The organism is Tsukamurella tyrosinosolvens (assembly GCF_900104775.1).
GTDB classification, from domain to species: domain Bacteria; phylum Actinomycetota; class Actinomycetes; order Mycobacteriales; family Mycobacteriaceae; genus Tsukamurella; species Tsukamurella tyrosinosolvens.
Genome location: NZ_FNSA01000003.1, coordinates 4251945 through 4277221, shown reverse-complemented (window position 1 = coordinate 4277221; position 25277 = coordinate 4251945). Strand labels below are relative to the sequence as shown.

General features: G+C 70.6%; 30 protein-coding genes, 4 tRNA genes and 1 pseudogene. 23 read left to right on the top strand and 12 right to left on the bottom strand.

The window, feature by feature from the left end; translation table 11 throughout:
• Positions 1 to 81: 81 nt before the first annotated feature.
• The 4 genes from BLW32_RS23280 to BLW32_RS23265 are packed head-to-tail and all read left to right on the top strand — an operon-like array spanning position 82 to position 4316.
• Positions 82 to 1014 carry a carbohydrate ABC transporter permease gene (locus BLW32_RS23280; protein WP_068522721.1) on the top strand — a complete coding sequence of 311 codons (933 nt, stop codon included), beginning with the start codon at positions 82 to 84 and terminating at the stop codon, positions 1012 to 1014.
• A 26-nt stretch (positions 1015 to 1040) separates the two neighbouring features.
• Positions 1041 to 1844, top strand: coding sequence for a carbohydrate ABC transporter permease (locus tag BLW32_RS23275; protein WP_225535714.1), 804 nt, complete (start codon positions 1041 to 1043; stop codon positions 1842 to 1844).
• 38 nt (positions 1845 to 1882) lie between these two features.
• Complete coding sequence (locus tag BLW32_RS23270) at positions 1883 to 3199, top strand: ABC transporter substrate-binding protein (protein WP_068741510.1); 1317 nt, start codon at positions 1883 to 1885, stop codon at positions 3197 to 3199.
• 46 nt (positions 3200 to 3245) lie between these two features.
• Positions 3246 to 4316 carry an ABC transporter ATP-binding protein gene (locus BLW32_RS23265; RefSeq protein ID WP_068522718.1) on the top strand — a complete coding sequence of 357 codons (1071 nt, stop codon included), beginning with the start codon at positions 3246 to 3248 and terminating at the stop codon, positions 4314 to 4316.
• Here the strand turns inward: BLW32_RS23265 and BLW32_RS23260 are convergent.
• The gene (locus BLW32_RS23260) at positions 4230 to 5444 is read right to left on the bottom strand and encodes a glycosyltransferase (RefSeq protein ID WP_068626446.1); all 1215 of its coding nucleotides are present in this window, start codon (positions 5442 to 5444) and stop codon (positions 4230 to 4232) included. The two genes, BLW32_RS23265 and BLW32_RS23260, sit on opposite strands and share 87 nt — an antisense overlap.
• Positions 5445 to 5553: 109 nt before the next feature.
• On the opposite strand from BLW32_RS23260, the gene BLW32_RS23255 reads away from it, so the two are divergent.
• A complete protein-coding gene (locus BLW32_RS23255; protein WP_068741511.1) occupies positions 5554 to 5970 on the top strand; it encodes a VOC family protein in 417 nt (138 codons plus the stop codon).
• 55 nt (positions 5971 to 6025) lie between these two features.
• On the opposite strand, the gene BLW32_RS26825 is transcribed toward BLW32_RS23255, so the two are convergent.
• Positions 6026 to 6664: an HNH endonuclease signature motif containing protein gene (locus BLW32_RS26825; protein ID WP_170181084.1), complete on the bottom strand. Its 639-nt coding sequence runs from the start codon at positions 6662 to 6664 to the stop codon at positions 6026 to 6028.
• 51 nt (positions 6665 to 6715) lie between these two features.
• On the opposite strand from BLW32_RS26825, the gene BLW32_RS23245 reads away from it, so the two are divergent.
• A tRNA-Lys gene (locus BLW32_RS23245) sits at positions 6716 to 6788 on the top strand.
• A gap of 98 nt (positions 6789 to 6886) precedes the next feature.
• The gene (locus tag BLW32_RS23240; protein ID WP_231857367.1) at positions 6887 to 7492 is read left to right on the top strand and encodes a YdeI/OmpD-associated family protein; all 606 of its coding nucleotides are present in this window, start codon (positions 6887 to 6889) and stop codon (positions 7490 to 7492) included.
• 12 nt (positions 7493 to 7504) lie between these two features.
• Here the strand turns inward: BLW32_RS23240 and BLW32_RS23235 are convergent, their stop codons facing one another.
• Genes BLW32_RS23235 through BLW32_RS23225 form a run of 3 tightly spaced genes read right to left on the bottom strand, consistent with a single transcriptional unit; the run spans position 7505 to position 8746 of the window.
• On the bottom strand, positions 7505 to 7999 hold the full coding sequence (locus tag BLW32_RS23235; protein WP_068741512.1) for an SRPBCC family protein: 495 nt from the start codon (positions 7997 to 7999) through the stop codon (positions 7505 to 7507).
• Positions 7996 to 8325 (bottom strand): ArsR/SmtB family transcription factor, encoded by a 330-nt coding sequence (locus tag BLW32_RS23230; RefSeq protein ID WP_074850803.1) that lies wholly within the window; start codon positions 8323 to 8325, stop codon positions 7996 to 7998. The genes BLW32_RS23235 and BLW32_RS23230 overlap by 4 nt, the downstream gene beginning before the upstream one ends.
• Positions 8326 to 8365: 40 nt before the next feature.
• Positions 8366 to 8746 carry a DoxX family protein gene (locus BLW32_RS23225; protein WP_068741513.1) on the bottom strand — a complete coding sequence of 127 codons (381 nt, stop codon included), beginning with the start codon at positions 8744 to 8746 and terminating at the stop codon, positions 8366 to 8368.
• 78 nt (positions 8747 to 8824) lie between these two features.
• On the opposite strand from BLW32_RS23225, the gene BLW32_RS23220 reads away from it, so the two are divergent.
• The 8 genes and pseudogenes from BLW32_RS23220 (at position 8825) to BLW32_RS23185 (ending at position 12658) form a co-directional block, all read left to right on the top strand.
• Complete coding sequence (locus BLW32_RS23220; RefSeq protein WP_068741514.1) at positions 8825 to 9676, top strand: sigma-70 family RNA polymerase sigma factor; 852 nt, start codon at positions 8825 to 8827, stop codon at positions 9674 to 9676.
• A gap of 166 nt (positions 9677 to 9842) precedes the next feature.
• Positions 9843 to 9915: transfer RNA gene (locus BLW32_RS23215), tRNA-Glu, on the top strand.
• Between the two features lie 25 nt (positions 9916 to 9940).
• Positions 9941 to 10017, top strand: a tRNA-Asp gene (locus BLW32_RS23210).
• 41 nt (positions 10018 to 10058) lie between these two features.
• A tRNA-Phe gene (locus tag BLW32_RS23205) sits at positions 10059 to 10132 on the top strand.
• A 132-nt stretch (positions 10133 to 10264) separates the two neighbouring features.
• The gene (locus tag BLW32_RS23200) at positions 10265 to 10690 is read left to right on the top strand and encodes a helix-turn-helix domain-containing protein (RefSeq protein ID WP_139286297.1); all 426 of its coding nucleotides are present in this window, start codon (positions 10265 to 10267) and stop codon (positions 10688 to 10690) included.
• Positions 10691 to 10736: 46 nt separating this feature from the next.
• A pseudogene (locus BLW32_RS23195) lies at positions 10737 to 11159 on the top strand (DUF6264 family protein); the annotation flags it as partial.
• 269 nt (positions 11160 to 11428) lie between these two features.
• Complete coding sequence (locus BLW32_RS23190; protein WP_139286296.1) at positions 11429 to 11617, top strand: hypothetical protein; 189 nt, start codon at positions 11429 to 11431, stop codon at positions 11615 to 11617.
• Between the two features lie 93 nt (positions 11618 to 11710).
• A complete protein-coding gene (locus BLW32_RS23185) occupies positions 11711 to 12658 on the top strand; it encodes an LppP/LprE family lipoprotein (protein WP_068741518.1) in 948 nt (315 codons plus the stop codon).
• Here the strand turns inward: BLW32_RS23185 and BLW32_RS23180 are convergent.
• Complete coding sequence (locus BLW32_RS23180; protein WP_068741519.1) at positions 12655 to 13203, bottom strand: dihydrofolate reductase family protein; 549 nt, start codon at positions 13201 to 13203, stop codon at positions 12655 to 12657. The genes BLW32_RS23185 and BLW32_RS23180 overlap by 4 nt on opposite strands.
• Before the next feature lie 72 nt (positions 13204 to 13275).
• Entirely contained in the window at positions 13276 to 14328 is a 1053-nt protein-coding gene (locus tag BLW32_RS23175; protein ID WP_068741520.1) for a ferredoxin--NADP reductase, read from the bottom strand.
• A gap of 88 nt (positions 14329 to 14416) precedes the next feature.
• Between BLW32_RS23175 and BLW32_RS23170 the strand changes: the two genes are divergently transcribed.
• Genes BLW32_RS23170 through fdhD form a run of 6 tightly spaced genes read left to right on the top strand, consistent with a single transcriptional unit; the run spans position 14417 to position 20373 of the window.
• Complete coding sequence (locus BLW32_RS23170) at positions 14417 to 15397, top strand: alpha/beta hydrolase (protein WP_068741521.1); 981 nt, start codon at positions 14417 to 14419, stop codon at positions 15395 to 15397.
• Positions 15397 to 16251: an SDR family NAD(P)-dependent oxidoreductase gene (locus tag BLW32_RS23165; RefSeq protein WP_175546304.1), complete on the top strand. Its 855-nt coding sequence runs from the start codon at positions 15397 to 15399 to the stop codon at positions 16249 to 16251. Before BLW32_RS23170 ends, BLW32_RS23165 begins: the two co-directional genes overlap by 1 nt.
• 29 nt (positions 16252 to 16280) lie before the next feature.
• A complete protein-coding gene (locus tag BLW32_RS23160; protein ID WP_068741523.1) occupies positions 16281 to 17204 on the top strand; it encodes a reductase in 924 nt (307 codons plus the stop codon).
• A gap of 16 nt (positions 17205 to 17220) precedes the next feature.
• Positions 17221 to 18705: a flavin-containing monooxygenase gene (locus tag BLW32_RS23155; RefSeq protein ID WP_068741524.1), complete on the top strand. Its 1485-nt coding sequence runs from the start codon at positions 17221 to 17223 to the stop codon at positions 18703 to 18705.
• 10 nt (positions 18706 to 18715) lie between these two features.
• Positions 18716 to 19471 (top strand): MerR family transcriptional regulator, encoded by a 756-nt coding sequence (locus tag BLW32_RS23150; protein ID WP_068523280.1) that lies wholly within the window; start codon positions 18716 to 18718, stop codon positions 19469 to 19471.
• 41 nt (positions 19472 to 19512) lie between these two features.
• On the top strand, positions 19513 to 20373 hold the full coding sequence (gene fdhD / locus BLW32_RS23145; RefSeq protein WP_068741525.1) for a formate dehydrogenase accessory sulfurtransferase FdhD: 861 nt from the start codon (positions 19513 to 19515) through the stop codon (positions 20371 to 20373).
• Here fdhD and BLW32_RS23140 read toward each other — a convergent pair.
• The 4 genes from BLW32_RS23140 to BLW32_RS23125 form a co-directional block, all read right to left on the bottom strand.
• The gene (locus BLW32_RS23140; RefSeq protein ID WP_068741670.1) at positions 20360 to 20752 is read right to left on the bottom strand and encodes a hypothetical protein; all 393 of its coding nucleotides are present in this window, start codon (positions 20750 to 20752) and stop codon (positions 20360 to 20362) included. The genes fdhD and BLW32_RS23140 overlap by 14 nt on opposite strands.
• 17 nt (positions 20753 to 20769) lie before the next feature.
• On the bottom strand, positions 20770 to 21132 hold the full coding sequence (locus BLW32_RS28480) for a nucleotidyltransferase family protein (protein ID WP_372456760.1): 363 nt from the start codon (positions 21130 to 21132) through the stop codon (positions 20770 to 20772).
• Between the two features lie 339 nt (positions 21133 to 21471).
• Entirely contained in the window at positions 21472 to 22305 is an 834-nt protein-coding gene (locus tag BLW32_RS23130) for an acyl-[acyl-carrier-protein] thioesterase (protein WP_068522700.1), read from the bottom strand.
• Between the two features lie 25 nt (positions 22306 to 22330).
• Positions 22331 to 22927: a DUF1269 domain-containing protein gene (locus tag BLW32_RS23125; RefSeq protein ID WP_068522699.1), complete on the bottom strand. Its 597-nt coding sequence runs from the start codon at positions 22925 to 22927 to the stop codon at positions 22331 to 22333.
• Between the two features lie 131 nt (positions 22928 to 23058).
• Between BLW32_RS23125 and BLW32_RS23120 the strand changes: the two genes are divergently transcribed.
• Together BLW32_RS23120 and BLW32_RS23115 are read left to right on the top strand one after the other, a co-directional pair.
• Positions 23059 to 23976 carry an NAD(P)/FAD-dependent oxidoreductase gene (locus BLW32_RS23120; protein WP_068741526.1) on the top strand — a complete coding sequence of 306 codons (918 nt, stop codon included), beginning with the start codon at positions 23059 to 23061 and terminating at the stop codon, positions 23974 to 23976.
• A 31-nt stretch (positions 23977 to 24007) separates the two neighbouring features.
• A complete protein-coding gene (locus BLW32_RS23115) occupies positions 24008 to 24292 on the top strand; it encodes a DUF2277 domain-containing protein (protein ID WP_068522697.1) in 285 nt (94 codons plus the stop codon).
• A 36-nt stretch (positions 24293 to 24328) separates the two neighbouring features.
• Here BLW32_RS23115 and BLW32_RS23110 read toward each other — a convergent pair whose 3' ends face one another.
• On the bottom strand, positions 24329 to 25255 hold the full coding sequence (locus BLW32_RS23110) for a hypothetical protein (RefSeq protein WP_068741527.1): 927 nt from the start codon (positions 25253 to 25255) through the stop codon (positions 24329 to 24331).
• Positions 25256 to 25277: the final 22 nt, after the last annotated feature.

Here is a 25277-nt window from a genome sequence, read left to right as displayed (position 1 = left end):
GCCCCGTGCGATCATGAATTCGTTACCGAATCTTTTCCCGGTTTTCGTCCGCCGGACGGGGAAGTGCAGCACGCTACGGCAGTGACCGCCACGACCGAACGGGTGGAGCCATCACCCAAGACGGGGCTGGCCGCCAACCTGGTACCCAAGGACAACCTGCTGTTCCTGTTGTTCGTCGTGCCGAACCTGGTGCTGCTGGCCGTCTTCACCTATCGCCCGCTGATCGACAACGTGCGGCTGAGCTTCCACGAATGGTCGCTCGCCGGCGCCGACCCGGCGAAATGGATCGGGCTGGACAACTACCGCGAGTTCTTCACCAAGGCGGAGAGCTGGCAGGTCGTCACCATCACGCTGATCTTCACGGTGAGCGCGGTGGTCTTCTCGATGGTGCTGGGGCTCGCCCTGGCGATGCTGCTGGATCAGAACCTCAAGGGCCGCAACCTGGTCCGCTCGGCCGTCTTCGCGCCCTTCGTGATCTCCGGCGCGGCGATCGGCGCGGCCTTCTACTTCGTGTTCAACCCGCAGTTCGGCGCGGCCGCCTCGATCCTCGCGTGGTTCGGCATCGAGAGCCCGGACTTCTACCAGAACCCCGGCTGGGCGCTGTTCCTGGTGACCTTCACCTACATCTGGAAGAACCTGGGCTACACCTTCGTCATCTACCTCGCCGCGCTGCAGGGTCTCAACAAGGATCTCGACGAGGCCGCCGCGATCGACGGGACGCCGGCGTGGCGCAAGTTCTGGCGCGTCACGCTGCCGCAGTTGCGCCCGGCGACGTACTTCCTGTCGATCACCGTGCTGCTCAACAGCCTTCAGGTCTTCGACATCATCAACATCATGTTCCCCGCGGGCGGCCCGCAGGGCGGCACCACGACGATGGTGTTCGACATCTACTGGCAGACCTTCCGGAACCAGCGCGCCGGCTACGGCGCGACCATCGCGACGATCATGTTCCTCGTGCTCCTGATCGTGACCGTGGTGCAGGTGCGGATGATGGACCGGGGGGACGACAAGTGAGCGGATCGCCCACGGGCAACACCGGAATGAAGGTGCTCGGCTACCTCGGCATGGCGGGCACGCTGCTGCTCGTGGCGGTGCCCGTCTACTTCATCGTGATCACCTCGTTCAAGGACCGGCCGGACATCTTCGTCTCGCCCGCGACGTGGTGGCCGCCGACCTGGTACCCGGAGAACTACAGCTACGTGACGCAGGAGATCCCGTACTGGCAGTACCTGCGGAACTCGGCGATCATCACGCTCGTCACCGGGGCGATCAAGTTCGTGCTCGGCGTGAGCACCGCGTACGCGCTGGTCTTCCTGCGCTTCCCGTTCAAGAAGCTGCTCTTCCTCGTGGTGATCGCGGCGCTCATGGTGCCCAACCAGATCACGGTGATCTCGAACTACGCGCTGATGGCGGACTACCGCAACACGTTCGTCGGCATCATCCTGCCGCTGGCGGGCGTCGCGTTCGGCACCTTCCTCATGCGCAACCACTTCCTCTCGCTGCCGAAAGAGATCGTGGAGGCGGCGCGCATGGACGGGGCCGGGCACCTGCGGCTGCTGTTCCGGGTGATCCTGCCCGTCTCGATTCCGACGATGGTGGCCTTCGCGGTCATCACGCTGGTGAACGAGTGGAACGAGTACCTCTGGCCGTTTCTCATGTCGGACAACGCCGCCGTCGCGCCGCTGCCCGTCGGACTCACCCTGCTCCAGAACACCGAGCAGGGGGTGAACTGGGGGCCCGTCATGGCGGCCACCCTGCTCACGGCGCTGCCGATGCTCATCGTCTTCCTGATCCTCCAGCGGCAGATGATCAAGGGCCTCACCTCCGGCGCCGTCAAGGGCTGACCGGGACCACCACAGAAGAAACACCAAGGGAGAAACTCATGGGCGACTTCACACGGCGCGGATTCCTCGTCACCGGCCTCGCGGCGACCGCGGCGGTGGCGGCGGCGTGCGCGGGCTCGGGTTCGGGCGGCGGCTCGTCGAACTCGGGCAGCGGCGGGGGCGGCGGCGACATCACGCTGCGCTTCCTCAGCAACCACCCCGGCAGCTCGAAGGCCACCGAGCAGGCGCTGATCGACGAGTTCCAGAAGGCCAACCCCGGCATCAAGGTGGAGCTGCTCGACGGCGGCAAGAACTACGAGCAGGTCGCCCAGAAGTTCCAGACCTCGCTCTCCGGCGGCGACAAGGCCGACATCATCGTCGTCTCCGACGTCACCTGGTTCAACTTCGCGCTGAACAAGCAGATCGCCCCGCTCGACGACCTGTTCGCGGGCGCCGGTCTTAAGCCGGAGGAGTACGTCGACTCCCTGCTCGCCGACACGAAGTTCGAGGGCAAGCACTACGCGGTGCCCTTCGCCCGCTCGACGCCGCTGTTCTACTACAACAAGGACGTGTGGAAGAAGGCCGGCCTCGAGGACCGCGGCCCCAAGGACTGGGACGAGTTCGCGCAGTGGGCGCCCCGCATCCAGGAGGCCATCGGCGGCGACAAGAAGGCCATCGTCATCGCCGACGGCGAGAACTACATCGACTGGGTCTTCGAGGGCTGGAACTGGTCCAAGGGCGGCGCCTACTCCGACGGCTGGGACCTGAAGTTCACCACCCCGGAGTCGATCGCCGCGGCGAACCAGCTCAAGGACGTCATCGGCAAGTGGGGCCGCCTCGCCACCACCCCCGAGAACGACTTCGGTGCGGGCCTGGCCGCGGTCACCCTGCAGTCCACCGGCTCCCTCAAGACGATCACCACCACCGCCAAGTTCGACCTCGGCACCGCCTTCCTGCCCGGCCCCGCCGGCAAGTCGTGCCCCACCGGCGGCGCGGGCGTCGCAGTGGCCGAGGGCATCTCGGCCGAGCGCAAGGCCGCGGCGGTGAAGTTCATCGAGTTCCTCACCAACACGGCGAACACGTCGAAGTTCTCGCAGGCCACGGGCTACATGCCGGTGCGCAAGGCCGCCGTCGACGAGCCGTCGATGAAGGCCTTCATCGAGAAGAACCCGAACTTCGGCACGGCTGTCAAGCAGCTCCCGTTGACCCGCAGCCAGGACAACGCCCGCGTCTTCGTGCCGGGCGGCGGCGAGGACATCGGCCGGGCGCTGCAGCAGATCGCGACCGGTGGCGACACCGCGGCCGTGCTCGGTGCGCTGCAGAAGACCATCCAGGGCAAGATCGACTCGCAGATCAAGCCCAAGCTGCCGAAGTAATCCCGGCGGCAGTCGGTTTCGTAGGAACTAGGAGTCAAGGAAGACCATGGCAACGGTGCGTTTCGACGGTGCGACCGTCCAGTACCCGGGCGCCGAGCGGCCCTCGGTCAGCTCGCTCGATCTGGACATCGCCGACGGCGAGTTCGTCGTGCTGGTCGGTCCGTCGGGCTGCGGCAAGTCCACCAGCCTGCGGGCGCTGGCCGGGCTCGAGGCGGTCACCGAGGGGCGGATCCTCATCGACGACGTGGACGTCACGGCGGTCTCGCCGAAGAAGCGCGACGTGGCCATGGTCTTCCAGAACTACGCGCTCTACCCGAACATGACGGTGGCGCAGAACATGGGCTTCGCGCTGCGCAACGCCGGCGTCTCCAAGGAGGACACGGCGAAGCAGGTGGCCGAGGCCGCCGCGATGCTGGAGCTGGAACCGCTGCTCGACCGCAAGCCCGCGCGGCTCTCGGGCGGGCAGCGCCAGCGCGTCGCCATGGGCCGCGCCATCGTGCGCCACCCCAAGGTCTTCGCGATGGACGAGCCCCTGTCCAACCTCGATGCGCGGCTGCGGGTCTCGACCCGGTCGCAGATCTCCGCGCTGCAGCGACGGCTCGGCGTCACCACGCTGTACGTGACGCACGACCAGGTGGAGGCCATGACCATGGGCGACCGCGTCGCGGTACTCAAGGACGGTCTGCTGCAACAGGTCGCGCCGCCCCGCGAGCTCTACGACGACCCGGTCAACACCTTCGTCGCGGGCTTCCTCGGCTCGCCCGGCATGAACCTGCTGACGGTGCCGCGCACCGACGCGGGCGCCGACCTCGCGGGTGCCGTGGTGCCGGTGCCCCGCACCGTCGAATCCGGTGCGACGGTGACCGTCGGCCTGCGGCCCGAGGGGCTGGAGATCGTCCCGGCGGGTACGCCGGGCGCGGCGGAGGGCACCGTCGCGCTGGTGGAGGAGCTCGGCGCCGAGGCTCTCGTCTACGTGACCGTCGACGGGCAGGACAAGCCCGTCGTGGCGCGCGCCGACCGCGCGACGACGCTACGAGCCGGCGAGCAGACCGGCCTGGTCCCGGCGACGGAGCAGGCGCTGTTCTTCCACGCGGAGTCGGGCGACCGGCTGCGCTGATCGCCCGGCGCGCAGGAACATCCGCCGCTGGGCCGTCGCGCGGTGCAGGACCAGCATGGCGTCCACCGCGCGGTCCCAGGTGTACTGCTCGGCGCACGCCCGCGCCGCCGCGCCGTGGTCGCCGCCCAGGACCGACCGCACGGCCGCGGCGAACGCCGCCCCCGTGTCCGCGGCGGGGAGCCCGCAGCCGTCACGGGTGACGTCGGCGAGGGCGCTGTTGCGCGACACCACGATCGGAGTCCCGGAGGCGAGCGCCTCCATCGCGCTGAGCCCGAAGGTCTCGTGCGGCCCGGGGCAGATCGCGACGTCCGCGGTCGCGAGCAGGTCGGCCAGGTCGTCGCGGTCCGCGAGGTGACCGGTGAATTCGACCGGGAGGCCCTGGGCCTGCCGCTGCAGCTCGTCGGCCATGGCGCCGTCGCCCGCGATCACGAGGCGGGCCCGCACCCCGTCGGCGACGAGGGCCCGCACGACCTCGATGCCGCGCGCCGGGTGCTTCTCCATCGACAGCCGGCAGGACTGCACGAGGAGGACGTCGGCACCGTCGGACCAACGTTGCCGGGCCCGGGGCGTGGCGCGGTCGGGGCGGAAGGTCGCGAGGTCGACGCCGAGCGGGACGGTCTCGACGTTGGGCGCCTGCACGCGGGCGAACTCCTCGCCGGCGAAGGCGGTGGTGCAGACGACGGTGTCGTAGCTGCGGGCCGTGCCGAGGTTCGCGACGTCGGCGGCCCAGGTCGCCACGCCCGCGGGTGCCCCCAGCTCGATCATCCGGTCCAGGCGCTCGTGGCTGATCATGATCGAGCCGATGCCGTGGGCCTTGGCCCACGGGCCCATCCCGCGCAGCGTGAGGCGGTCGGAGACCTCCAGACTGTCGGCGCCGAGCGTCGGGAGCAGGCGGCGGATGAGCACCGGGCTGGCGGCCCGGTAGCCCTCGACCTTGAAGAACTTGCGGCCCGGGACCGTGATGCGGCGGACGCCGGAGTCGAGCACCTCGTCGCGCCGCGCGCGGCCGGCGACCACCAGCGTGACGGCGTGCCCGCGGTCGACGTAGCCCGCGCCCAACTGGTCCACGGCGGTGCGCAGGCCGCCGGAACGGGGCCCGTAGAAGTTCGCCAGCTGAACGATGTGCATCGGCTGCATTCCGCCAGGCTGCCCGCGGGGGCGGTCGCGGGGGTGAACGGGCGGAATCCGCTGGACGAACTGTATGAACTCGTCGGTCGGCGGGAGCAGAATCAGGGGCATGACCGTACGCCTGAACCCCTACATCAGCTTCTCCGACAACGCCCGCGAGGCGCTCGAGTTCTACCGGGACGTCTTCGGTGGCGAGCTCGAGATCTCGACCTTCGAGGGCATGCCGCCCGAGATGCTCTCCGACCCGAACGACGCCACCAAGGTGATGCACGGCCAGCTCACCACGTCGGACGGATTCACCCTCATGTGCGCCGATACGCCGGCGAGGATGCCGCGGAACGTCGGTGACGACATCTCCGTCTCCCTCTCGGGTGACGACCTCGCGAAGCTCACCGGGTGGTGGGAGAAGCTGTCCGCCAGCGGCTCCGTCACCGTCCCGTTCGTGCAGGCGCCGTGGGGCGACACCTTCGGCATGTGCATCGACGGCTTCGGCGTGCACTGGATGGTCAACGCGGCATCGAACTGACGGGTCCGCAAAGGCCTGCGGATTGGTGAGGGAACGGCCATCGGTCGCCCTTGCGTCAGTTGCAGGACTTGCAGGCGGGCCGGAGATTCGCCAGCATGTCCGGCCCGCCTTTCGACAGCGGCTTCACGTGATCGACGGTGCGAATTCGGTGAGCAGTGAAGGGCTCGCCACACATCCAGCATCCTGACCAGAGGGACATCCGTTCGTTGAGCAGGTCGCCTGTGAACGGCACCGCTGCAGCGCTGCGCAACCGTGCAGCGCGCCGGTGGCGTTCTCGCCGCCGATTCTCGGGGTGCGCGGCGTACCAAGCCTGCTTGCGGGCATTGAGAGTCGCGAGCATCGTTGGATCACCGCGGTAGGCACGGTGCAACGCGAGCACATGTTCTCGGTTGATGGCGTACCACTTCTTGTAGTAGGTGGACTGCTCGACCGCCCGGCGGCGACGCTTCTCCTTGAACAGGTCGGACTGGGCACGGAGGCGATCCTTCTCCGCGAACCGCTCAGGATCCCGGGCCCGTGCTCGTCGTGCGCGGTCCGCAGCGCCGACGTCGGGTTTGGCTCGGCGATACGCCCGGGTGCGCGCCGACTGGCATTGTCGGCAGAAGCGGTACGGCCTGGTTCGGCCCTTGCGCCGGTAGAAGTCGGAGAGGGGAAGCTCGCGGTGACATTCGACGCAAACCTGGGTGTTGTTCACGGTGGCCTCGTATTCATGGCGTCCGCGGGGCCACTGGTACTCTCGCATCGCGCCCCCCTAGCTCAATTGGCAGAGCATCCGACTTTTAATCGGCTGGTTGTGGGTTCGAGTCCCACGGGGGGCACTCGCGCCTATCGTCATTCTCGCGATCACGACTGACAGGTTTCGTCGCTCGAACCGAATCGCTGCGATTCGCCGAGATGGGGAATTCTCATGGGTGTAATGGCCTTCGCCACCTGCGACGAGTGGGAAGCCTGGCTGCAGCACCACCACGACACCGCGCCGGAGGCGTGGCTGCGGATCGCGCGACGCGGATCCACGGTGCCGGGGCTGACGATCGGGGACGCGCTGGATGCGGCGCTCTGCTTCGGGTGGATCGACGGGCAGCGGAAGTCGAACGACGCCGACTCCTTCCTGCAGCGGTACTCGCCGCGGCGACGCACCAGTGCCTGGTCGCGGATCAACGTGGAGAAGTTCGAGGCGCTCGCGGCCGCGGGGAGGGTGCGGCCGGCGGGCTACGCGCAGCGCGACGCAGCGCGGGCGGACGGTCGGTGGGACGCCGCCTACGAGTCCCAACGCACCGCGGAGACCCCGCCGGACCTTGCCGCGGCGCTGGCCGAGACCCCCGGCGCCGCGGCGGCCTTCGACGCGATGAGCCGGTCCGACCGCTACGCCGTGATCCTCACGCTGCTCAAAGCCCGCACCCCGCAGCGCCGCGCGGAGCTGGTCGCGCGGGCCGTCACCGACCTCGGTGGCTCAGGAATTCGACCTCAGGACGCGTCGACGTGCACAGGAGCACGTCCACGGCACCAGAACTCGACATCCTGAAGCACGGGACACCTACCGGCCGGCGGCGCCCTCGGCGACCGCGCGGAAGCGGTCGAGGTACAGCGGCCAGCCGTTGGCTCCACCGATCCCGGCGGATGCCTGCTCCCAGCCCTCACCGTGGCGGTCGAGGTGCCGGTGCTCGATCTCGACGCGGGTGCGCGCCGGCGTCTCCGCGACGAAGCGGATCTCGACCTCGCTGGTCCGCCCCGGATCGGCCTCGATCCGCCACTGCGGGCTGATGTCCCAGCTGATCGTCAGTGAGTGCGGCGGGTCGCAGGCGAGCACGCGCGCCCAGGTGCAGACGGTGCCGTCCGTCCCCACGTCGTAGACCGTGCCGCCGGCGTGCGGTTCGAGCACGGTCCGCTCGATCGGCACGGCGAGCAGGTTGTGCTCGCGCGGCTTGATCTCGTCGAAGCGCTCGGTGAAGACGCGATACGCGAAGTCGATCGGCACGTCGACCACGATGTCGACCTGCAATGCGGTGGGGGCGGGCGATGCGGCGCTCATGACGGTGGGTTCCCTTCTTCGGCGTAGGCCTGTTCGGCCAGGTGCTTGAACGTGGTCAGCGTCTGCGTCCAGTAGCCCTCGAGCTCGCGGCGCATCGCGGCCAGCCCGTCGGGCCGGGGCCGGTAGAGGCGTTCGCGGCCCTGCTTACGCACGTCGACGAGATGCGCGTCGAGGAGGACGCGGAGGTGCTGCGAGACGGCGGGCCGGCTGACAGGCAGGTCGCGCGCGATCTCGGTGACCGAACACGGCCCGGCCGCCACGCGGGCGAAGACCGTTCGCCGGGTGGGATCGGCGAGGGCGGACCAGGGGTCGGCTGCGACGGACACAATACGTAAGTTACTACTTACGTATTGGTCCGTCAACGGGTCAGTACGGGGCGAGCGCGAACCGGCCCCACGCCACGAACGCGAACGCGGCGATGAAGACGACGTCGCCGGCCATGTACGCCCATTCGTCGCGACGGAGTCGCGTGGTCGCCGCACCCGCCATGAACAGGGCGAGTCCGCACGCGGCGAGCGGCGACAGCACCGTCGCCACCCCGGTGACGGCCGGCAGGATCAACCCCAGCCCGCCGGTCAGCTTGATCGCGCCGATCGCCTTCAGGTGCCCGTCGCCGAAGTCGTCCACCCAGTGCTGGTTCGCGCCGAGGGCCCGGTACCGATCGCGGGGGAGCGCGAGCAGAGCCAGGCCGCCGGCGGTGAAACCGAGGGCCAGGACGGCGGTGATGATCCACAGTGCGGTGTTCATGGCGGTGTCCTCTCGTTACCTTCGCCCGTTCGGGCTCGTCACACCTCTGACGGATCAGCGCATGGAAAGGTAACGACGATGGACCGGACGACCCGCACGGAGCAGTTCGAGCAGCACAGGCCGCGGCTGATCGCGGTCGCGACGCGCGCCCTCGGGTCGCGCGCCGACGCCGAGGACGCGGTCCAGGAGGCGTGGCTGCGGCTCGACCGGTACGACGGTCCGCCGATCGCCAACCCGGGCGGGTGGCTCACGCGGGTGGTCGGGCGGATCTGCATCGACGTCCTGCGCTCTCGCACGGCGCATCCCGAGACGGACTTCGACGACGCCGACCCGATCGTGACCGACGACGACGGTCCCGAGGACGTCGCGATCGCGGCCGACACCGTCGGGCTCGCGCTGATGGTGGTGCTGGATTCCCTGGGCCCGGAGGAGCGCCTCGCCTTCGTCCTGCACGACCTGTTCGCCGTGCCCTTCGCCGAGGTCGGCGCCATCGTCGGCCGCTCGCCCGACGCGGCGAAGATGGCCGCGAGCCGGGCCCGGCGGCGCGTGCAGAGCAGCCCCCGGCCGACGGCCGAGCGGCAGGAGCAGCGCGCCGTGGTCGACGCCTTCCTCGCCGCGGCCCGCGGCGGCGACTTCGAGGCGCTGTTGCGGGTGCTGGACCCGGACCTAACCTGGACCCGGCGGACCGCGCGCGGCGAGACGGTCACGATCGGCGCGAACGCGGTGCTCGAGCTGGCCCGACGGGGAGATCCGAGCCGGATCGAGGCGCGTCGCGTCAGCGTGAACGGGGCGCCCGGCATCCTGGTCTGGGGCCCCACGGGGAAGCCGGTCGCGCTCATGGCGTGCACGGTGGTCGGCGGGCGGATCGTCGACATCGTCTCCCTCCTCGACGCGGCGCGCCTGGCGCGGATGGACCTGCCGGCGCGGTGATCGCGCCGGGGTGTTCAGGAGTCGTTCACCGAGAGGTGCTTGTGCGCCCGATTTCCGGGCTCTGACCTGCCGATTTGGGAAGTTGGTGGAATGTGCCATAAGCTATCCCAGCTCCCAACGGAACACGGAAGCGGTGCGGAGAGCGGCTTCAAGTCGCCCGAAGCGAGCCCCCTTCGTTTAGTGGCCTAGGACGCCGCCCTTTCAAGGCGGTAGCGCGGGTTCGAATCCCGTAGGGGGTACGTCGCAAGACGAAAAATTGCATATGGCCCTGTGGCGCAGTTGGTTAGCGCGCCGCCCTGTCACGGCGGAGGTCGCGGGTTCGAGTCCCGTCAGGGTCGCCATCCGAGTTCTATGAACTCGGCGGTGACGGTTTTACCGGCACGGCCAGGTAGCTCAGTTGGTACGAGCGACCGCCTGAAAAGCGGTAGGTCGCCGGTTCGATCCCGGCTCTGGCCACAAGAAAACCCCCTGTTCGCAGGGGGTTTTCTCGTGTCCGGGGCCGAGTTGGGAAGCGCTCCTCGTCGACCGCGTCGATTCTGGGGGATTCACCTGATGCGCCTCGCCGGCGCACGGTGGGACGGTGGAGGCATGACGGATGACGAGCTCGACTACGAGGCGATCGGCGACGTGGTGATCAACGAGGTCCGGGCGGTGGTCGGCGACGCGAAGACTGCAGCTGACGTCGATCTGGGCGCGGTCCGCCGCACGATCCGGGCCACCCTCCTCCGCGAGGGGGTGGACGCGGACCTGATCCGGGAGGTGGACGCGAACGCTGACACCGAAGTGGGGCACTACGGCTTCTACATTTTCGACCGGATGTCGCAGGGCGGGCAGCTCATCCGACTGCCGCTCCCGCCGAATCCGGGGCCGCCGAAGGGCCGTACGCCCCTGGATCCGGTGCTGAAGGAGGAGGCGAAGCGACGAGCCGCGGCAGGGGAGAGTAAGGAGCGGATCGCCGAGGACTTCGACGTGCACCTGAGCGTGGTCTACAGCGCGGTCCACTCGTTCGACTGACGGTGTGTGAGTACTTCCCCCTAGCGGGACGCGCACTGCTACGGATCCGCGGAGCGCTCCCGCGCAGCATGATCGAAGTATGAACCAGGCCCAGCCGTACCCGGCTCCGATGCCCGCGCCGCCCGGACCGAATCGCTGGCCGACGTGGCGGATCCTCGACACGGTCGTGACGATCGCGCTGTTCGCCGTGTATTCGGTGGTCCTGCTGGGGCTCCTGTACTTCAGCGTCTTCTGGGTGATGGCGACGGATTCGTGCGGCGCGAACGACTGCGACTACGACAAGCTGGGCACCGCGTACGTCCTCAACGATCTCGCCGGTGGCGTGGTCTTCCTGGTGACCCTCGTCGTCGCCGTGATCCTCATGGTGCGGCGCAGGCCCGCGTTCTGGCTGCCGCTCGTGGGCGGCGTGGTCCAGCTCGGCCTGTTCCTCGCGGCGATGAGTCAGCTCAGCGGCGTGAGCCCGGCGTAGTGGCAGTGGCATCGGTCGCCGCGCCCGACGGCGGTACGGGGGTTGGTGCCGGGCGGGCGCGGTGCAAGCGGGTCGTCGGCGCTGGTCACGCTGCTCGCCGGGCACCCTTCGAGCGAATACGTTGAAGTGAAACAAGGGTTCTGTTCCGTACATGTACGGTTGCGCGTCATGCGTGCAGGCGGCAATCATGTGTCCTTCGCTCCACGCGACGACTCCGTGGGGCCCGGCTCGCGATCCGCGCAGGCCGCACGACGAAGGAACGAGCAGTGGTGACAGTGCGACTGTATCCGGGCGACCGGGTGCGATACCTCGAGGAGCCCGCCGCCTTCGGCACCCTCCTCTCCGTCCCCTACGACGAGGAGGCCTCCGTGCGTCTCGACGACGGCCGGGCGATCCGGGTCCCGGTCGACCGGATCTCCCGGATCACGGAGCACGCCGCCTCGAAGGTCGTCGACTGACCTGCACTACACGGTGGTAACGATCGACTGCTCATCGCCGAATCACGGGGTGACGGCACGCCATCGAGGCGCGCCGACCATTCGGGGGGATGCATGAACAGGACGTCGAAGACCGCCATCGCGCTCGTCGCCGCACTCGCTCTCACCGGCGGGTGCGGCGACGGATCCACGACGGCGGGGGAGACACCGTCGACCTTCGCGGGCCCGGCGACGAGCGCGCAGGCCGGGACCGGGGAGACCGGAGCGGGCGCGACGACGGCGCCCGGCGCGGGCGGCGGCGAGGAGGACCCCGTGACGGCGGGCCACGGGACGTGCCTGGACCTCTCGTCCTCGACGGTGCGCGACGCGGTGGCGAAGCTCCCGCCGTTCCGCGGCGACGGCTACGTCGCCACCCGCGGGACCGACGCCAAGCCGGGCGCGTGCCCCGCCCTGATGTGGGTGCGTGCGGACCTGAACAAGGGGACGGGCAGCTCGCCCGTGTGGTTCCTCTTCTTCGACCGCCTCGGCTACCTCGGCACGGCGACCAGTCGGTACACCTCGTTCACCGGCGTCTTCGGCAGCACCCACGACTCGGTCGCGCTCGCCTACCGCTGGCTCAACCCGGGCGACGCCACGGCCGGCGCCTCGGGTGGCCCCGTCGTCGTGACCTACACGCTCTCGGGACGCACCGTGACGCCCGACAAGGACGTGCCGCCGCAGGTCTTCGACGGTGGCACGGCCCCCACGACGGTGCCGACCCCCACCGCTGCCACCTCGCCCGCGCCGGTCTCGCACTGCTCGGAGGCGACGCCCGAGACCCTGCGGACCACCGCCGAGATGAACTGGGGCGCACAGATCGTCACGCCGTTCACCGTCGACGCGATCGCCTGCGCCGACGACTGGGCCACCGCCCGCATCCCCGCCCGCGACGCGTACCCCCAGAACGCGAAACTGCTGTTCCGCTACACCGGCGGCGGCTGGAGCGGCGTGGCCTTCGGCAGCGGCTTCTCGTGTGCGGAGAAGGGCGTTCCGGCGGCCACGGCCGCCCGGATCGGCTGTTAGCGCGGGCGGTGCCGCGTGCCGACGACGCCGTTGCTGAACGCGAGCGAGCCGAGCAGCTCGAGCCGGGGGATCTCGTGTCCCTCGGGGAACAGTCCCCGCCCGCGACCCTGCACCGCGGGATACATGAACAGGCGGAACTCATCCACCAGGCCGGCGGCGATCAGGGCGTGGCACAGCGTGATGCTGCCGGTGACCACGATGTCGCCGCCCGGCCGCTCCTTGAGGGCGGCGACCTCGGCGATCGGATCCCCGCTCAGGACGACGGAGTTCCGCCACCTCGGGTCGGCGACGCTCGAGCTCACCACGTACTTCGTGACGGCGTTGAGCTGGTCGGTGATCCCGGTGGCGTCGTCGGTCTGCTCGGGCCAGTAGCCACGTAATTCCTCGAAGGTCCGCCGGCCGAGCAGCACGGCGTCGCACGCCGCGTCCTGCCGGTGCACCTCGGCGAGCAGGTCGGGCGTCTGGTCGGTGGGGTCGAACCAGTCGCCGAGCATCTCCACCCGTCCGTCCAGGGTGATGTTCTGCGTGATCGCGAGCGTCCGCATGCCTGTCCTCTCCGGCGCCGCCGCGCGCGGCGCCCGTGAATACCGACTCCGCGGGCGCCCGGAACTCATCGGTCAGTCGAACTCGGCCTCCAGTTCGTCCGCGCGGGGGAGCGATTGGCAGGCGAGCCGGACGCCGTTGCCGAGCTCGTGATCGTCGAGGGTGTCGTTGACCAGCATGTGCACCTCGCCGCGGCGCAGCGTGAAGGCGCAGCCGCCGCAGTTGCCCTCGCGGCACACGTAGGGCGCGTCGAGGCCCCGGTCCAGGAGCGCGTCGAGCAGCACCTGGTCGCGCGGCCAGGCGAGGACGGTGCTCTCGCCGTTCAGGTCGACGGTGACGGTCGCGGCACCGTCCGACGGTGCCGGGCCGCCGGCCGCAGGCGCGACGGCGAAGGGGTCGCCGGTGAGGGACGAGAAGGCCTCGCGGTGGATGCGCGCACCGTCGACGCCCGCCGCCGTGGCCGCCTCGGTCGCGCGATCCATGAACGCGGCCGGCCCGCACAGGTACGCCGACGTCGCGGCGGTGGGTGCCGGGAGCAGAGCGGCGAGAGCCGCGGCGTCGGGAAGCCCGCGCTCGGACTCGAGCCAGTGCGTCACGTGCAGCCGGTCGCCGTGGGCCGCGGCCAGCGCGGTCAGCGCGCCGTCGAAGACGACGGAGGCGCGGTCCCGGTTCGCGTAGACGAGCACCACCGGCACGGCGGACTCGGCCAGAGCGGCCCGCAGGATCGAGATCACCGGGGTGATGCCGCTCCCGGCGGCGAACAGGACGAGCCGGTCGGGGTCGTCGCGCACGGTGAACCGCCCGCCGGGCGGCAGGGAGTCGAGTGTCATTCCCGGTTTCGCGTTGTCGCACAGCCAGTTCGAGGCGTAGCCACCGGCGGTGCGCTTGACGGTGACCTGCAGGTGCTCGTCGAGCGCGGGGGCGCTGGAGAGCGAGTAGCAGCGCGGCGCCCAGGTGGTGCCGTCCTCCGGCGTGCCCGGCACCCGCAGCGTCAGGAACTGTCCGGGGCGGTAGTCGAAGCGATCCCCGGCGGGGCGCGCGAAGACCAGGGAGACGGCGTCGGGGGTCTCCTCGATCACGTCGATGATCTCGAGCGGATGCGACGGCGCGGGGGTCGGTGAATCCACGTGCTCAGCTCCTTCGTCGGGGAACCCGGACGCTACCGCGATAACTGTGCCATTGACAAATGGCACGATTGCTGGTGGTGTGAATGTCATGCGAACCACGACACCGGCGCCGCCGGTCCCGTCGGACTCGACCACGCGGTCCGACGTCGCCGCCGTCCTGACCCGGTACGGGCTCGGGGTGACCAGCGGCCTCATCCCGATGAACGCCCCCGGGATCCGCGTCGCCCGCGGCCTCGTCGCCGCGATCATGGGCGCCCTCGGCTCGACCCCGCGCGGCACCGCCGTCACCGGCGTCCGCGCGCCGGTGCGCGGCGACTGGGTCCTCGGCCCCGGCGTCACCTACGGCCGGCGCGCGATCTACTACGTGCACGGCAGCGCGTACGCGATCTGTTCGGCGCGCACCCACCGCAGCCTGGCGGCACGGCTGTCGGCGGCCACCGGCCTGCCGGTCTTCGTGGTGGACTACCGGCTCGCCCCGGAGCATCCGTTCCCGACCGCCGCGGGCGACGTCGCCGCCGGCTGGGACTGGCTGCTCACCCAGGGCTACGCGGCCGAGGACCTGGTGATCGCCGGCGACTCGGCCGGCGGCCACCTCATCTGCGACCTGCTGCTGCAGCACGCGGCCGCGGACCGCCCGCAGCCCGCCGCGGCCGTCCTGTTCTCCCCGCTCATCGACCTCACCTTCGCTCTCGCGGCGCAACAGGAACGCGTCCGGCGCGACCCCGCCATCTCCGCGGCCGCGGCGAAGCGCCTCGTCGACCTCTACACCGCCGGCATCGACCCGGCCCACCCGCGCCTGCACCTCGACTTCTGGCGCTCGGACCGACTGCCGCCCTTCCTGATCCAGGCCGGCGGCGCCGAGATGTTGTCCGCGGACGCCCGGTACCTCGACGCGGAGCTCCGCGGCCACGGCGGCGCGAGCACGCTGGAGGTCTGGCCCGGGCTCATGCACGTCTTCCAGGCACTGCCCCGGCTCGCGCCGGAGGCGGACGCCGCGCTCCTGCGGGTGCGCGACTTCCTCGCGGCGCTCGACAGCGCTGCGGCCCACACTGATTCGGAGGCCTCCTGATGTTCGGTATCGACCGACTGTTGCACCACCTCGTCCGCGATCCGATCACCGCCCACGCGAAGGCGGTCGTCACCGGGGCGGGCAGCGGCATCGGCCGCGCCTTCGCGCTCGAACTCGCCCGCCGCGGCGGCGAGATCGTCTGCGCCGACATCGATGAGGGGCGCGCGAAGGAGACCGTCGCGCTGATCGAGGCCCGGGGTGGGACCGCGCACGCCGCCGTCGTCGACGTGGCCGAGCGCACGGCCGTCGAATCCCTCGCGGCGTTCGCGCGCACGGTCTTCGACGGTCCGCCCACCCTCGTGATCAACAACGCGGGCGTCGGGATCGGCGGCCGCCCCGTCGGCGACATCGGGCTCGACGACTGGAACTGGGCCCTCGGCATCAACCTCTGGGGCGTGGTGCACGGCTGCGAGCTCTTCGCGCCGATGCTCCGCGAGGCGGGTCGCGGCGGCATCATCAACGTCGCCTCCGCCGCGGGCTTCGCGGCGGCCCCGTCGATGGGGCCCTACAACGTCTCCAAGGCCGGCGTCATGTCGCTCTCGGAGACCCTCGCCGCCGAGCTCGCCGGCACCGGCGTGAACGTGACGGTGCTGTGTCCCACCTTCGTCAAGACCAACGTCGCGCGCGACGGGCGGATCACCGAGGGCAGCAAGAACCTCGCCGGCACCCTCATGAAGCTCACCGGGATCTCGCCCGACGGCGTCGCCGCGCAGACCCTCGACGCGCTGGACCTCGGTCGCCTCTACGTGGTGCCGCAGCTCGACGCGAACGTCATCTGGCACCTCAAGCGCCACTTCCCGACGCCCTACGTCCGCGGCCTGGGGTTGCTCACCCGACTCCTGCCCGCCTCCTGACCGCCGCACCCCCCGAAAGGAACTCCGTCATGGCCATGGACCTCGACAACATGCTCACGATGATCAAGGACCGGCAGTGGGCCCTCGCCGACATCGACTGGGACGCCCCCGGTGCCGAGCTCATCGACCCGGACCTGCACGCCAAGCTCAAGCCCTTCCTCTCCGACCTGATGTGGATCGAGAACGTGGGCGCTCGCGGCTTCGCCGCGATGGCGCGCAAGGCCCCGACCCCAACCCTCAAGAGCATCTACGAGCACTTCCACGCGGAGGAGCAGAAGCACGCCAACGCCGAGCTCGCGCTCATGCGCCGCTGGGGCATGCTCGACGACGACGAGATCCCGTCGCCGAACATCAACGTGCAGTTGGTGATCAACTGGCTCGACCAGTACTCCGACGGCATGTCGCTCTCCTTCCTCGGCACCGTCATCCCGATGCTCGAGGTCGCCCTCGACGGCGCCCTGATCAAGTTCATCACCGACGAGGTGAAGGACCCCATCGCCCAGGAGGTGTTCAAGCGGATCAACGCCGACGAGTCCCGCCACCTCGCCGTGGACTTCGAGGTCATGGACATGCTCGGCCACGCCGACCTGCGCAAGCGGACCATCGACTTCGTTGGCGGCTGGGTCAAGCCCTCGCTGCTCATCGGCTTCCTCAGCTACGTGCCGCTGCTGAACAAGATGCGTGACAACATCGTCGAGATGGGCGTCGACGAGGAGCGGCTGTACGGGGCGATGAAGCGCTACCGCGCCGCCGGCGACCGCAGCGAATACATCAAGCGGCTCCCCATGTTCCGCGTCGTCGCGTGGCACGGGAGCTGGGTGATCAACCGCACCAACCGGCTCTACCACGTGCCCGCGGACACGCTGGTGAAGGCGACGTCCCTCATCCCGTTCCCCCTGGTGCACCGCACGCCCACCTGGTCGCAGGAACTGACCTACGAGCCCACCGCCTGACGAGGACATCACAGCCATGACCCACTCCGTAGCCGTCATCGGCGCCGGCTTCGCCGGCGTCGGCGCCGCCATCCGCCTCCGCGACAAGGGGATCGACGACTTCGTCGTCCTCGAGCGCGACACCCGCATCGGCGGCACCTGGCGCGACAACACCTACCCCGGTGCCGCCTGCGACATCCCGTCGCGCCTGTACTCGTACAGCTTCGCGCCCAACCCCGACTGGTCGCACACCTACTCCGGCAGCGCGGAGATCCTCTCCTACATCGAGGGCATGGTCGAGAGCACCGGCGTCGGCGCGCACATCCGGTTCGAGCACACCGTGACCGGACTCGAGTACGACGCGGACGCGGGGGAGTGGACCATCGCCCTCGACGGCCGCGAGCCGATCCGCGCCCGCTCGGTGATCCTCGCCTCCGGACCTCTCGCGAACTGCTCCTTCCCCGCGATCCGCGGTATCGAGGACTACGAGGGCCACAAGATCCACAGCGCCCGCTGGGACCACGACTACGACTTCACCGGCAAGAAGGTGGCCGTCGTCGGCACCGGAGCCAGCGCCGTGCAGATCGTGCCCGAGCTGGTGAAGACGGCCGCCTCGGTCAAGGTCTTCCAGCGCACCCCGGGGTGGGTGCTGCCCCGGATCAACACCGAGACGGGCGAATTCACCAAGGGGCTCTACCGCTCGATCCCCGGCGCGCAGCAGCTCGCCCGGGCCCTGTGGTTCTGGGGCCACGAGTCCGTCGCCCTTGGCGTCGTCTGGAACACGCCGCTCACCCGCGTCGTGGAGGCCGTCAGCAAGCTGCACCTGCGGCTGCAGGTGCGCGACCCGTGGCTGCGGCGCCAGCTCACCCCCGACTTCGCCGCCGGCTGCAAGCGCCTGCTCATGACCAGCGACTACTACCCGGCGCTGCAGCGCGACAACTGCAAGCTCGTCACGTGGCCGATCGCGCGGATCGCGCCGCAGGGGATCCGCACCGTCGAGGGTGTGGAGCACCGCTTCGACTGCATCGTCTTCGCCACCGGCTTCGACGTCTCCAAGACCGGCTCGCCGGTCCCCGTCACGGGCCTCGACGGCCGCGTGCTCGCCGACGAATGGAGCGGCGGCGCGTACGCCTACCGCAGCGTCGCCGTCTCCGGGTACCCCAACCTGTACGTCACCTTCGGCCCCAACTCCGGGCCCGGGCACAGCTCCGCGCTGGTCTACATGGAGGCGCAGATCGACTACATCACCGACGCGATCGCCCAGCTGATCCGCAACGGCTGGAAGGCGCTCGACGTGCGCGCCGACGTCCAGGAGGAGTACAACCGCGACATCCAGCGCCGGCTCACCGCGACCACGTGGAACTCCGGCTGCAGCAGCTGGTACCTCACCGACGACGGCTTCAACGCCACCATGTACCCGGGCTTCGCCTCGCAGTACGTGGGCCAGCTGCGCACCGTCGACCTGCAGGACTACCGGATCCTCGTGCACGAGGAGGCGGGCGTCGCAGTTCCGGCCGGATAGCATGCGGAGCATGACCGAGTACCGGATCGACGACCTGGCCCGGGTGTCGGGGACGACGACCCGCAACATCCGGGGCTACCAGGAGCGCGGGCTCCTGCCGCAGCCGCTGCGCCGGGGGCGCGTCGCGATCTACACCGAGAAGCACCTGCGGAACCTGCTGGCCATCAACAAGCTGCTCAGCAACGGGTTCAACCTCGGGCACATCGCGACCTTCCTCACCAACCCCGGCGCCCGGATCGGCGACGCCCTGGACCTGACGGAGATCCTCGACGAGCCGTGGGCCTCCGGGAAGGGCCCCGTCCTCGATCGCGGGGACCTCGAGGCCCGGCTCGGGCCGCTCGACGACGCCGCGCTCGCCTCCCTGATCGAGGCGGGCGTGGTCGCCGAGACCGACGAACCGGGCCGCTATGAGGCGGCCGACCGGCACATCGTGGGCAACCTCGCGCGCCTGGTCGGCAGGGGCATGGACCTCGCCGCCCTGGTCGACGTGCACAAGCGGTTCGCCGCCACGATGGCCGAGGCGGCCGAGATCTACATGACCGCCGCGCACGACGAGGTCGATCGCCGCCGCGGGCCGGGCTGGCTGCCCTCGACGGACGAGGACGTCGCGTGGGCCGTCGACCTGCTCGGTGCCATGCGCCGCGCGGGCACCGAGAACGCGCACGCCGCGCTCGACCGGGCGCTCGACGCCGCGCTCGACCAGGAACTGCGCGCCCACAAGGTCGCCGCGGGCAACCGGGCCGAGGGCGACGGCGAGGCTCCCTAGGCCGGGCCGCGTCCCGCGGCGCCCGGTGTAACGTCGGTCGCATGGGACGGATCACGGTGCGGCGGGCGGTGGAGAAGGTCACCGTCGGAAGCGATCCCGTGCGCCGGATCGACTCCCTCGCCGCTGAGGAACCGCTGGAGATCCGCGTCGCGGGCGCGCCGCTCGCGGTCACCATGCGCACCCCCGGGCACGACGTGGAACTCGCCGCCGGCTTCCTGGTCTCCGAGGGCGTGATCGGCGCCGCCGCGGAGTTCCGCTCCGCGATCCACTGCGGCGGGCCCGGCGCCGGCGGGGAGATCAACGAGTACAACGTGCTCGACGTGGCGCTCGCGCCCGGTGTCCGGCCGCCCTCGCCCGACGCGGCCCGGAACTTCTACACCACCAGCTCGTGCGGGCTCTGCGGCAAGGCGAGCATCGACGCCGTGCGCACCGTCTCCCGCTTCGACGTGCGCGAGGACCCGGTCACCGTCGCGCCCGAGCGGATCGTCGCGCTCCCCGACCGGCTCCGCGCCGGGCAGGCCGTCTTCGACAAGACGGGTGGCCTGCACGCGGCCGGGCTGTTCGACGGTGCCTCCGGCGAGCTGCTCGTGCTGCGCGAGGACGTCGGGCGGCACAACGCCGTCGACAAGGTGATCGGCTGGGCGCTGCTGCAGGAGCGGCTTCCGTTGCGCGGCGCCGTGCTCCAGGTGTCCGGGCGCGCCAGCTTCGAGCTCGTGCAGAAGGCCGTCATGGCCGGGATCCCCGTGCTCTCCGCGGTGTCGGCACCGTCGTCGCTCGCGGCGGAGCTCGCCGACGAGGCCGGACTGACCCTCCTCGGCTTCGTCCGCGGCGACCACTTCAACGCCTACAGCCGGGCCGACCGCGTGCGCGTCGCCGTTCCCGAAGGCCCTAGCCCTGTGTGACGATCTCGTCGGCGAGTTCGACCAGGGACTCCGCTCGGCGAACCAGCCCGGTGACCCTCGTCTCCTCGATGCGCTGGGTGCTGTACTGGAGCGGAGTCTTGAACTTCACCAGTTCGGTGAGCGCACGCTCGGCGGCGGGGGTCTCGGGCCGCTTCCCGAGTGCCGTCGACAACTCCTTGACCGCGGAACGGTGATCGTCGGACTTGCGAGTGGACCCCGTCAATGCCGTCGACATCGCGTCCTTCGCTCGGATCCCGGCGAGTACGGCATCACTGCCCGCCGCCCGCAGGTTGCCGAGCGCGAGGTTCGCCCGCGCGCCATCCAGGAAGTCGTGGGCGTGCTGCAGGTGAGCACGTGCCTCATTGCGTTGTTCTGACATGGTCCCCCAGACCGCCGTCACCGCGACGAGGTCGTCGTCGGCGTCTCGCCCCACAGTGTGATGCCGTCGCGCGCGATCGTCTGGAGAACGGCTTCATCGCCCGCTGCGGTCCATTCGATGAATTCCGCGGGGGTGTACTGCAGGATGTCGCAGGTGCCGCCGTAGCGCTGTACGACGGCGTCCCACAGGCCCTGCGAATCGTCCCAGATCCCGTCCGCGATGACAGCGAGGTCGATATCGCTGTCGGGGGTCGCCTCGCCTCGGGCCGCCGACCCGAACAGGACGACGGCCACCACTCCGCGCGGTGAGTCCGCGAGTGCCTCGTCGATCACTCGCCGAAGCAGATTCAGCGGCGACACGAGCTCGCGCAGGGAGGGGATGGCGACGTGAGTCTCGTTGACTTCGTAGAGGTTCGCGTTCCCCGCGCGCATCACCGTGAGCAGGCCCAGCTTCACGAGATCGTGGAGGCATCGTTGGACGGTCTGTTGACTCGCCCGGTCGCTGACGAGCCGGTGAACCTGCCGACCGGTGAGCGGCGTGCCCGTGCGAAGCACGGCGGCCAGGACGGTCCCCTGTGGCCCCGCGATGATCCCGCCGAACGGCTCATTGATGAACACTCGCCTAGAATATCAATCAAATGATCCAGATATTAGTCATTTGAGTTTCTGGTGGATCGCTCTGGAGGTGCCGGTGTCCGGCCGAGGGCGCCGGAGTCTTCGTCAGACCCGCCACTCGATGCGGTCGACCTGCTCCGGTGGCCACGGCGCCGGAGGGGCGAAGGGCTCACCCGGGAGCGCGACGACGGAGACGGCCGAGGCAGGCTTGCGGGCGGGCGCGCCGTCGGCGTCGAGGAGGTAGAGCCACTGCCGGTAGCCGGCGTCGTCGCGTTCGAACCGCACCTGCACGCTGGAGCCCAACGGGATCGGCGCGAGGTACTCGATGACGGCGCGGTGCGGGGCCGCGAGCAGCGGGTCGCCGTTCAGGTCGTCCTCGACGAGTTGCAGGTACGCGGCGTTGTTGAGGTGCTGGTAGGGGTCGAAGTCGGTGGCGCGCAGCTTGACCGTGTAATCGGCCGCCGACGGCTCCGGCGGCGTGGCGGTGTTGAGCGCCTTCCAGCGCAGCCGGGTCTCCGTCACGTACTGCTGCAGGTACTCCATGCCGCCGTCGCTGATGTGCGTGGGCATCCCCGAGTCCGCGCTGAACCGGATCCAGAAGGCCTCGGTCTCGACGTGCCCACCGGCGCTGCCGCGCAGCGTGATCCGCATGTTGCACCAGCGGGAGCTGGTCGATTCGCACCAGCGGAGCAGGGTCACATCGGAGGGCCAGTGCAGCGGCTCGTGCACATCGATGATGCTGCGGCGCACCAGCCAGTACGGGTCGGTGGCGTCGAAACCGCGGTGGAACATCTCGTCGTTCGCCATGTCCTGCAGGTAGCGCGCGATGCCGTCGAGCCGGACCCGGCGCTCGGGGTCGACGTCGCCCGTGCGGACGGGCCAGCTCCTCTCGAAGGAGGGACCGGGCGGCGCTGCCTGCAGGAACTCGTAGTCACTCACATGGCGAGCCTAACGACGTGGGCGATCAGTCGCGGCTGAACTTCGCCTTGAGCGCGTTGATCCGGTCCTCGTTCTTGTCGTGGCGCTCCTGCTTCTTCTGCTCGTGCGCGGCCTTGCGGGCGGCCTTCGCGGCGGCGTCCGCGGCGTCCTGCTGCGCCTCGAGCTCGCTGATCACCTCGTCGAGCGGGCGGCGCGCGATGCGGCCGCCGGCCCGGGCGACCTGTGCGTCGAGCGCATCGGTCGTGGGCTCCTCGGTCTGCACGATGATGGCGTTGTTGCCGGGCGGCAGCTGCTGCGCGAACAGCGAGATCACGTCGTCGCTGTCGTCGAGGTTGCTCGCGTCCACGAGCGCGCCGGTCGCGGTGCCCACGGACATGCCGAGCAGCATGCCGACCGGTCCGCCCAGCACACCCACGAGCATGCCGATGAGGGAACCACTGAGCGTGCCGGTGCCCGTCGTGCCGTCGGTGGTCTCGGGGATGTCGTAGGTGCCGTCGGCGTTGCGCTCGACGATCGCCGACGAGACGATCCCGTACGTGTCGGCGGTGTTCTTGAGTTCCGAGAACTCCTCGTAGGTGGCGGCGCGGGTGGGCAGGGAGATGACGGCGACGTATTCGCTCATGGCAGTTCCTTGTGTCAGTGAGTGATTCGATCGGGTGGTGCCACCGCAAAGCCTACGCTGCAATCGTGAAGGGGCGGCGGCATCGGCGGAACGGCCGCCGCGCCCGGTGCCCGGCGTGACAGGGTGTACGCATGGCTGAGGTGACGATCGTCGGTGCCGGCGTGATCGGACTGTCGTGCGCGGTGCGACTTCTCGAGGCGGGGCACGACGTGCGCGTGTACGGGCGGAGCCTCTCGCCCGACATCACCTCCGCCGTGGCCGCCGCCGTCTGGTACCCCTACCTCGCCGAGCCCCGCGACCGCGTCACCGGCTGGTCCGCCGCGACGCTCGCGGAATTCGCCGCCCTCGCCGCGCGCGGGGTCGACGGCGTCGTCATGACGCCCGGCACGGAGATCTTCCGCGAGCCCGTGCCCGAGCCCTGGTGGACCTCCGCGGTGCCGTCCGTGGAACGCGTCGAGGCGCCGCGCCCGGGCTACGCCGAGGGCTGGAGCTTCGTCTCGCCCGTCATCGAGATGCCCGTCTACCTGCCGTGGCTCGCGGGCCGCGTGCGCGAGCTGGGCGGCACCGTCGAACAGCGGGACGTCCGGTCCCTCGCCGAGCTGGACGGCACCGTCGTCAACGCGACCGGCCTCGGCGCGCGCGAGCTCGTCGGCGACGCCGGCATGGAGCCCGTGCGCGGGCAGGTCGTCTACCTGGAGCAGGTGGGCGTGGACCGGTGGTGGATCGACGATTCCGCGCTCGACCTCGGCGTCACCACGTACGTCGTGCCGCGCTCGCGCGACATCGTGGTCGGCGGCACCGAGGACCACGGCGCCGAGGACCTCACCGTCGACCCGGCCACCGCCGACGCCATCCTCGCGCGGGCCCGCGCCCTCGTCCCCGAGCTCGCGGACGCGCGCGTGCTCGGCCACAACATCGGCCTGCGGCCGTCGCGTCCGACGGTGCGCCTCGAGCGCGAGGGCGACGTCGTCCACTGTTACGGCCACGGCGGCGCCGGGGTCACGCTCAGCTGGGGCTGTGCCGACGAGGTGGCCGCGCTCGTCGGGTGACGGATTCCGGCGACGGGACTACCGTCGGAGTATGTGCCGGAACATCACTGAACTGCGGGGGCTCGAGCCCGCCGCCACCGACGAGGAGATCGAGGCCGCCGCGCGGCAGTACGTGCGCAAGGTCTCGGGCGTCCAGAAGGTCAGCGACGCCAACCGCGACGCCTTCGAGAAGGCCGTCGCCAAGGTCACCGCCGCCACCGAGGAGCTGCTCGACGCGCTGCCCGCGCGCCGGCAGCCGCCGAAGACGGTGCCGCCCCTGCGCCGCCCCGAGGTCCGGGCGCGGATCGAGGCGCGGGCCGCGGCCGAGTCCGCCTGAGCGAACCGCTGATCGCCACCGCGAGTCCGCGGTAGGTCAGTCCCCGTCGCCGGCGGAATCGGTGGAGTCCGTCGCAGCGGTCGAGTTCGTACTGGTGGAGCTCGTGCCGACGGGGTCGTCCGAGCCGGTGGCGCCGACGGTGACCGTCGCGCTCTGCCCGGCGCCCGCGCCCGCCGCATCCGCCGGCTCGGAGCTCGTCGACCGCGCGCCGGCGCCGGTCCCGCTGGTCGACGGCGTCGTGAGGGCCCGCTCGAGGATCCGCGTGTTCTCCGCCGCTACCGCGCCGGCGGCGTCGAGACCGGCCTGCGCCGCGGCGACGGGGTCACCGGACTGCGCGAGCGTCGTCGCCGCGGCGTTCGCGGTCTGCGTCGCCCCGAGCAGCGAGAGTTCCGGCACGTAGAAGGCCGCGGCGAAGAAGGCGTTCGTCCCCTGCACCACCGCGGTCTCCGCCGGGCCCTGCGGCGCCGGCGTGATGCCGAAGGGCGCGGGCGTCGTGAGCGGGGGAGGTGTCGGGGCCACCGGTGGCAGGGGCTGCTGCAGCGCGGCGAGCAGGTCGGTGCGCAGCGCCCCGACCGAGCCGGTGCCGCCGCCGATCCGCATCAGGTCCAGCAGCCCGATGACCACGCCGTTCTGGAACCGCGGCACCACCTGGTTGAGGTCGTTGCCGATGATGCCGGTCATCGCGGCGTCGGCGGGCCCGGTCACCGCCGCCGCGCCCGCCCCGAACGCCCGGAACGGGCCGCCCGGGGCCGCGGCCAGCGCCGCACCCGGTGCCGCCAGGACACCCGCCGGCACGCCGACCGCGCCCTGCAGCGCGTAGGGGCAGATCGCGGCGCAGTTCTCGAGTTGGTTCTGCGCGAACTCGCCGAGCAGTGCGCCCGGCGGGGGTGCCGCCGCGAAGGCCGGGCCGGTCGCGCACAGCGCGAGACCCGCCGCGAGGGAGAGGGACAGCCGCACACGCATGGCAGTGAATCTACTCCGCCTG

What these genes read in the sequence shown, in the direction of transcription:
- BLW32_RS23140 (WP_068741670.1), bottom strand. Translation starts at nt 20,752, where the DNA reads ATGTCAGAACAACGCAATGAGGCACGTGCTCACCTGCAGCACGCCCAC.
- BLW32_RS23120 (WP_068741526.1), top strand. Translation starts at nt 23,059, where the DNA reads ATGGCTGAGGTGACGATCGTCGGTGCCGGCGTGATCGGACTGTCGTGC.
- BLW32_RS23260 (WP_068626446.1), bottom strand. Translation starts at nt 5,444, where the DNA reads ATGCACATCGTTCAGCTGGCGAACTTCTACGGGCCCCGTTCCGGCGGC.
- BLW32_RS23265 (WP_068522718.1), top strand. Translation starts at nt 3,246, where the DNA reads ATGGCAACGGTGCGTTTCGACGGTGCGACCGTCCAGTACCCGGGCGCC.
- BLW32_RS23275 (WP_225535714.1), top strand. Translation starts at nt 1,041, where the DNA reads ATGAAGGTGCTCGGCTACCTCGGCATGGCGGGCACGCTGCTGCTCGTG.
- BLW32_RS23185 (WP_068741518.1), top strand. Translation starts at nt 11,711, where the DNA reads ATGAACAGGACGTCGAAGACCGCCATCGCGCTCGTCGCCGCACTCGCT.
- BLW32_RS23225 (WP_068741513.1), bottom strand. Translation starts at nt 8,746, where the DNA reads ATGAACACCGCACTGTGGATCATCACCGCCGTCCTGGCCCTCGGTTTC.
- BLW32_RS23170 (WP_068741521.1), top strand. Translation starts at nt 14,417, where the DNA reads ATGCGAACCACGACACCGGCGCCGCCGGTCCCGTCGGACTCGACCACG.
- BLW32_RS23110 (WP_068741527.1), bottom strand. Translation starts at nt 25,255, where the DNA reads ATGCGTGTGCGGCTGTCCCTCTCCCTCGCGGCGGGTCTCGCGCTGTGC.
- BLW32_RS23220 (WP_068741514.1), top strand. Translation starts at nt 8,825, where the DNA reads ATGGACCGGACGACCCGCACGGAGCAGTTCGAGCAGCACAGGCCGCGG.
- BLW32_RS23150 (WP_068523280.1), top strand. Translation starts at nt 18,716, where the DNA reads ATGACCGAGTACCGGATCGACGACCTGGCCCGGGTGTCGGGGACGACG.
- BLW32_RS23115 (WP_068522697.1), top strand. Translation starts at nt 24,008, where the DNA reads ATGTGCCGGAACATCACTGAACTGCGGGGGCTCGAGCCCGCCGCCACC.
- BLW32_RS23240 (WP_231857367.1), top strand. Translation starts at nt 6,887, where the DNA reads ATGGCCTTCGCCACCTGCGACGAGTGGGAAGCCTGGCTGCAGCACCAC.
- BLW32_RS23235 (WP_068741512.1), bottom strand. Translation starts at nt 7,999, where the DNA reads ATGAGCGCCGCATCGCCCGCCCCCACCGCATTGCAGGTCGACATCGTG.
- BLW32_RS23155 (WP_068741524.1), top strand. Translation starts at nt 17,221, where the DNA reads ATGACCCACTCCGTAGCCGTCATCGGCGCCGGCTTCGCCGGCGTCGGC.
- BLW32_RS23160 (WP_068741523.1), top strand. Translation starts at nt 16,281, where the DNA reads ATGGCCATGGACCTCGACAACATGCTCACGATGATCAAGGACCGGCAG.
- BLW32_RS23200 (WP_139286297.1), top strand. Translation starts at nt 10,265, where the DNA reads ATGACGGATGACGAGCTCGACTACGAGGCGATCGGCGACGTGGTGATC.
- BLW32_RS23165 (WP_175546304.1), top strand. Translation starts at nt 15,397, where the DNA reads ATGTTCGGTATCGACCGACTGTTGCACCACCTCGTCCGCGATCCGATC.
- fdhD (WP_068741525.1), top strand. Translation starts at nt 19,513, where the DNA reads ATGGGACGGATCACGGTGCGGCGGGCGGTGGAGAAGGTCACCGTCGGA.
- BLW32_RS23255 (WP_068741511.1), top strand. Translation starts at nt 5,554, where the DNA reads ATGACCGTACGCCTGAACCCCTACATCAGCTTCTCCGACAACGCCCGC.
- BLW32_RS23125 (WP_068522699.1), bottom strand. Translation starts at nt 22,927, where the DNA reads ATGAGCGAATACGTCGCCGTCATCTCCCTGCCCACCCGCGCCGCCACC.
- BLW32_RS23270 (WP_068741510.1), top strand. Translation starts at nt 1,883, where the DNA reads ATGGGCGACTTCACACGGCGCGGATTCCTCGTCACCGGCCTCGCGGCG.
- BLW32_RS23180 (WP_068741519.1), bottom strand. Translation starts at nt 13,203, where the DNA reads ATGCGGACGCTCGCGATCACGCAGAACATCACCCTGGACGGACGGGTG.